This window comes from uncultured Microbacterium sp., assembly GCF_913776565.1.
Classification (GTDB): Bacteria; Actinomycetota; Actinomycetes; order Actinomycetales; family Microbacteriaceae; genus Microbacterium.
This window is the reverse complement of sequence record NZ_CAJYPF010000085.1, coordinates 1-4,697: the sequence shown is the minus strand read 5'-3', so window position 1 is coordinate 4,697 and position 4,697 is coordinate 1. Positions and strand designations below refer to the sequence as shown.

Sequence of the window (4,697 nt, the reverse complement as noted above, 5' to 3'; positions counted from 1 at the left end):
CGCCCCGGGAAGAAGGGGTTGGCCGCCGCGGACTCCTCGTCCATGTGCGCGTAGAACGTGTCTCCGGTGAAGCGCGCGAACACCTCGATGTCGTCGAGGGCGACCTCGCGCTCCGCGGACTCGACGGCATCCCCGATCCTCAGCTCCGAGAGCGGTTTGCGGAAGGGGTGCGTGCCGCCGGAGTCGGTCTCGGCTCCCGGATGCCACACCCCGGTCAGCGCGGTCAGCATGCGCGGCGAGCCCTGGATCGCCGTGCGCTGCATGTAGTGCAGGACGGACCGGATGCCGCCGAGCTCCTCGCCGCCGCCCGCGCGGCCGGGTCCGCCGTGCACGAGGTGCGGGACGGGGGCGCCGTGTCCGGTGGAGGTGCGCGCGTCGTCGCGGTCGAGGAAGAGCACGCGGCCGTTCATCGCGCCCATGCGGGTGAGCAGCTCGGTCGCGACGTCGGGGTCGTGGGTGGCGACGCTCGTGACGAGGGAGCCGCCGCCGCGCCCCACGATGGCCGCCGCCTCCGCGACGTCGGCGTACTCGACGATGCTGGCGACGGGTCCGAACGCCTCGATGTCGTTGACGGCCGGGGTCGTGGCATCCGCGAACGACAGCAGCATGGGCTGCAGGAACGCGCCCTCCGCCGGCGCACCCTCGGGCGCCTCGTCCGAACCGACGACGAACCGTCCGCCGGCATCGCGCAGCGCCTGCACCTGCCGCAGCACCTCGTCGCGCTGCGCGAGCGAGACGACCGGACCCATCGTCACGCCCGCGGTGCGCGGGTCTCCGATGACGACGCGCTCGCTGATCTTGTCGCGGAGGGCCTGGGCCACGGCATCCGTCGTTCCCGCCGGCACGATCGCGCGGCGGATCGCGGTGCACTTCTGTCCCGCCTTCGTGGTCATCTCGACGAGCAGCTGCTTCACGTACGCGTCGAACTCGGGGGTGCCGGGCACCGCGTCGGGGCCGAGGATCGAGGCGTTGATCGAGTCCGTCTCGCTCGTGAACCGCACGCCCGGCTTGGTCTGCGCGCGCAGGCGCTCGGCGGTCGCGGCGCTGCCGGTGAAACCGACCGTGTCGCCGAGGTCGAGCAGGGCGAACAGGCCGGGGACGCTGCCGCTGACCAGCTGCAGGGAGCCCTCGGGGAGCAGTCCGGTCTCGACGACCATCCGCACCCACGCCTCGGCGATGTACGCCGTCGGGGTCGCGGGCTTCACGATCGTGGGGAGTCCGGCGAGGAAGGCGGGGGCGAACTTCTCGAGCGCTCCCCACATCGGGAAGTTGAAGGCGTTGATCTGCACCGCGACCCCGGGCAAGCGCGTGTAGACGTGCCGGCCGAGGAAGGAGCCGTCCTTCGACAGCGGCTCGATCGGTCCGTCGAGCACGACCTTTCCGGCGGGGAGTTCGCGCCGCGCCTTCGACGAGAAGGTGAAGAGCACGCCGATGCCGCCGTCGACGTCGCTGAGCGAGTCGCGCCGGGTCGAACCGGAGCGCTCCGACAGGGCGTAGAGCTCTTCGCGGCGCTCGTTCAGGGCGATCGCGAGGTTCTTCAGCACCATCGCGCGCTGGGGGAAGGTGAGGGCGCCGATGCTCTTCTGACCCTCGCGGCGCGCGAAGGCGACGGCTCCGGCGAGGTCGAGGCCCTTCGTGCTGACCCGCACGATCTCCTCCCCCGTCGAGGCGTCGCGCACGATCGCCGCGTCGGGATCGTCGGCGGGCGTCCACCACGCGCCGTTCACGTAGCTCGGCAGAAACGTCATCGTTCGCTCCATTCGTAGAATCCGCGGCCGCTCTTGCGGCCCAGGTGCCCCTGGGCGACGAGCTCTCGCAGCAGCGCGGGCGGGGTGAAGCGCGCACCGAACGCGCGCTCGAGTTCTTCGGCGATGCCCAGGCGCACGTCGAGTCCGACGATGTCGGTCGTGCGGAGCGGCCCCATCGGATGCCGGTACCCCAGCTCCATCGCCGTGTCGATGTCGTGCGCGCTCGCGACGCCCTCCTCGAGCATGCGGATCGCCTCGAGACCGAGGGCCACACCGAGGCGGCTGGAGGCGAAGCCCGGGGCATCGCGCACGACGACGGCGGTCTTCCCGATGGCCTGGACCCAGGCCGTCGCCGCGCCCACGACCTCCGGCGTCGTCACCGCCCCGGTCACCACCTCGACCAGCGCCGATGCCGGGACGGGGTTGAAGAAGTGCAGGCCGAGGAACCTCTCGGGCCGGGCGAGCGATCCGGCGAGCGCGTCGATCGAGATGGAGGAGGTGTTGGATGCCACCACCGCGGCGCCGTCGACGACCCCCTCGATCCGCGCGAGGGCGTCGAGCTTCAGCGCGCGATCCTCGGGGACGGCCTCGATCACGAGACCCGCGCCGGCGAACGCGGCCGTGTCGGTGCCGACGGTGAGGGTGTCGGCATCCGGGATCTCGATGCCCTTCTGCGCGGAGCGCGAGAGGGCGGTCTCGACGCGGTCGCGAGCGGCGTCGGCGGCTGCGGCGTCGCGCTCGACGACGTGCACGCGGGCCCCGGCGAGCAGGAACGCGTGCGCGATGCCGGCGCCCATGCGGCCTCCGCCGAGCACGCCGACGCGAGCGGGAAGGGCGGTGGGGATGCCGGCATCCCCGGTGCGGACGTCCGCGCTCACGCGGGTGTCGGGAAGCGTCACTTCTTCTTCCTCTCGAGGAACGCGGTCATGCGGGCGCGCTTGTCGGCGCTGTCGAAGAGCTCGGCCTGCAGCTCGCCGTCGATCGCGGGGTGCTCCGCGCGGGGCGCGAGCAGGGCGCGCTTGGTGAGGATCGTCGCGCGGGCGGAGTTCGCCGCGATGCGGTCGGCGATCGCGTGCGCGGCGTCGAGCAGCGCCTTGGGCTCGTGCACGCTCGAGAGCAGTCCCCAGGCGAGAGCCTCGTCGGCGTCGATCACGCGAGCGGTGAGCAGCAGCTCGCTCGCGCGGGCGTGACCGACGATCTCGGGCAGTCGCCACGACGCCCCGGCCGCGGCGATGATGCCGAGCCCCGGCTCGGGATTGCCGAAACGCACGCGCGGGGTGCCGATGCGGATGTCGGCGGCGTAGGCGAGTTCGGCGCCCCCACCGAGAGCAAAACCGTCGACGGCGGCGATCACGGGCATCGGCAGGTGGCGGATGCGATCGAAGACCGCGGCGTTGATGCCGCGGCGCGCGTCCTCGCCGGTGCGCTCGCGCAGTTGGGCGATGTCGGCCCCGGCGGCGAAGATCCCGCCCGCGCCGGTCACGATGAGCGTGCGCGGGTCGGCCTCGAGGTCGGCGCAGAGGGCGTGCAGTTCGTCGACCATCCGCTGGTCGATGGCGTTGCGGCGGTCGGGGCGGTCGAGGGTCGCGACGACGCGGTCGTCGCGGTCGTCGATGCGGAGGCGGGGGGCCGCGGGGCCGCCGTCAGGCATCGACGCGCTCCACGATCATCGCCGTGCCCTGGCCGACGCCGACGCACATCGTCGCGAGTCCGTACCGGGCGTCCTCGCGCTGCATCCGCCCGAGCAGCGTCACCAGCAGCCGCGACCCGCTCGAGCCCAGCGGATGTCCGAGCGCGATCGCCCCGCCGTCGGCGTTGACGATGTCGGGATCCAGACCCAGGCGCCGCATGCACGCGAGCGCCTGCGAGGCGAAGGCCTCGTTGAGTTCGACGGTGCCCAGATCGGATGCCGACAGCCCGGCCTTCGCGAGCGCTTTCTCGGTCGCCGGCACGGGACCGAGGCCCATGACCTCGGGGGCGAGGGCCGCGGAAGCGTGCGAGACGATGCGCGCTCGCGCCCTCAGCCCGTAGCGCTCGACAGCGTCGGCACTGGCGACGACGATGGCGGAGGCACCGTCGTTGAGCGAGCTGGAGTTCCCGGCGGTCACGACCTCGCCTCCCTTCACGACCGGTCGGAGCCCGGCGAGCGCGTCGAGCGAGGTGTCGCGTCGCGGTCCCTCGTCGGTGTCGACAAGACCCCGGGCGGTCTCGACGGCCACGATCTCGTCGCGGAACCGCCCGGCATCCTGTGCCGCGATCGCCCGTTCGTGACTGCGCAGCGCGAAGGCATCGGCGTCGGCGCGCGAGACACCGTCGACGCGGGCGACCTCTTCGGCGGTCTCGGGCATGGTGAAGGTGGCCTTGTCGCGCGCGGCGAGACGCGGGTTGGTGAAGCGCCAGCCGATCGACGTGTCGAACGCGGCCCCCGGTTTCGCCCAGGCACGATCGGGCTTGGCCTGCACCCAGGGCGCGCGCGTCATCGATTCCACGCCCCCGGCCACCACGACGTCGGCGTCGCCGGCGCGGATCGCCTGCGCGGCGAGAGCGACGGCGCTCATGCCCGAGGCGCAGAGGCGATTGACCGTCAGGCCGGGGATGGCATCCGGAAGCCCGGCGAGCAGCACGGCCATCCGGGCGACGTTGCGGTTATCCTCCCCCGCCTGATTGGCCGCCCCCAGAATGACCTCGTCGACGGCCTCACCCGGCACACCGGCGCGCGCCACCGCCTGACCGACGACGAGGGCGGCGAGATCGTCAGGGCGGACGGATGCCAGCACCCCGCCGTACCGCCCGACCGGGGTGCGCACACCGCCGATGAGAAACGCGTCCGACATCGTCTTCCTCTCCCCCGCCGACTCTGGCGGGGTCGTCGTCCTCAGCTGCGAGGTTTTCCGACCGATCGTTCAGTAATCATGCCACGGCGGGAGCGCGGGCCGCAACGGGCGAGCG

The 4,697-nt window shown here is 72.7% G+C and carries 4 protein-coding genes; all 4 read right to left on the bottom strand.

What is annotated here, in order from left to right; genetic code table 11:
- On the bottom strand, positions 1–1,748 hold a 1,748-nt coding region (gene paaZ / locus QZ433_RS04790; RefSeq protein ID WP_295780300.1), incomplete at its 3' end, for a phenylacetic acid degradation bifunctional protein PaaZ.
- The gene (locus tag QZ433_RS04785) at positions 1,745–2,647 is read right to left on the bottom strand and encodes a 3-hydroxyacyl-CoA dehydrogenase family protein (protein ID WP_295780298.1); all 903 of its coding nucleotides are present in this window, start codon (positions 2,645–2,647) and stop codon (positions 1,745–1,747) included. The genes paaZ and QZ433_RS04785, both read right to left, overlap by 4 nt.
- A complete protein-coding gene (locus QZ433_RS04780) occupies positions 2,644–3,399 on the bottom strand; it encodes an enoyl-CoA hydratase-related protein (protein WP_295780297.1) in 756 nt (251 codons plus the stop codon). The genes QZ433_RS04785 and QZ433_RS04780 overlap by 4 nt, the downstream gene beginning before the upstream one ends.
- Entirely contained in the window at positions 3,392–4,582 is a 1,191-nt protein-coding gene (locus tag QZ433_RS04775) for an acetyl-CoA C-acyltransferase (RefSeq protein ID WP_295780294.1), read from the bottom strand. Before QZ433_RS04775 ends, QZ433_RS04780 begins: the two co-directional genes overlap by 8 nt.
- Positions 4,583–4,697: the final 115 nt, after the last annotated feature.

Bases quoted from the DNA above. Each gene is read 5' to 3' on its own strand.
- QZ433_RS04780 (WP_295780297.1), bottom strand. From the start codon at position 3,399: ATGCCTGACGGCGGCCCCGCGGCCCCCCGCCTCCGCATCGACGACCGC.
- QZ433_RS04775 (WP_295780294.1), bottom strand. From the start codon at position 4,582: ATGTCGGACGCGTTTCTCATCGGCGGTGTGCGCACCCCGGTCGGGCGG.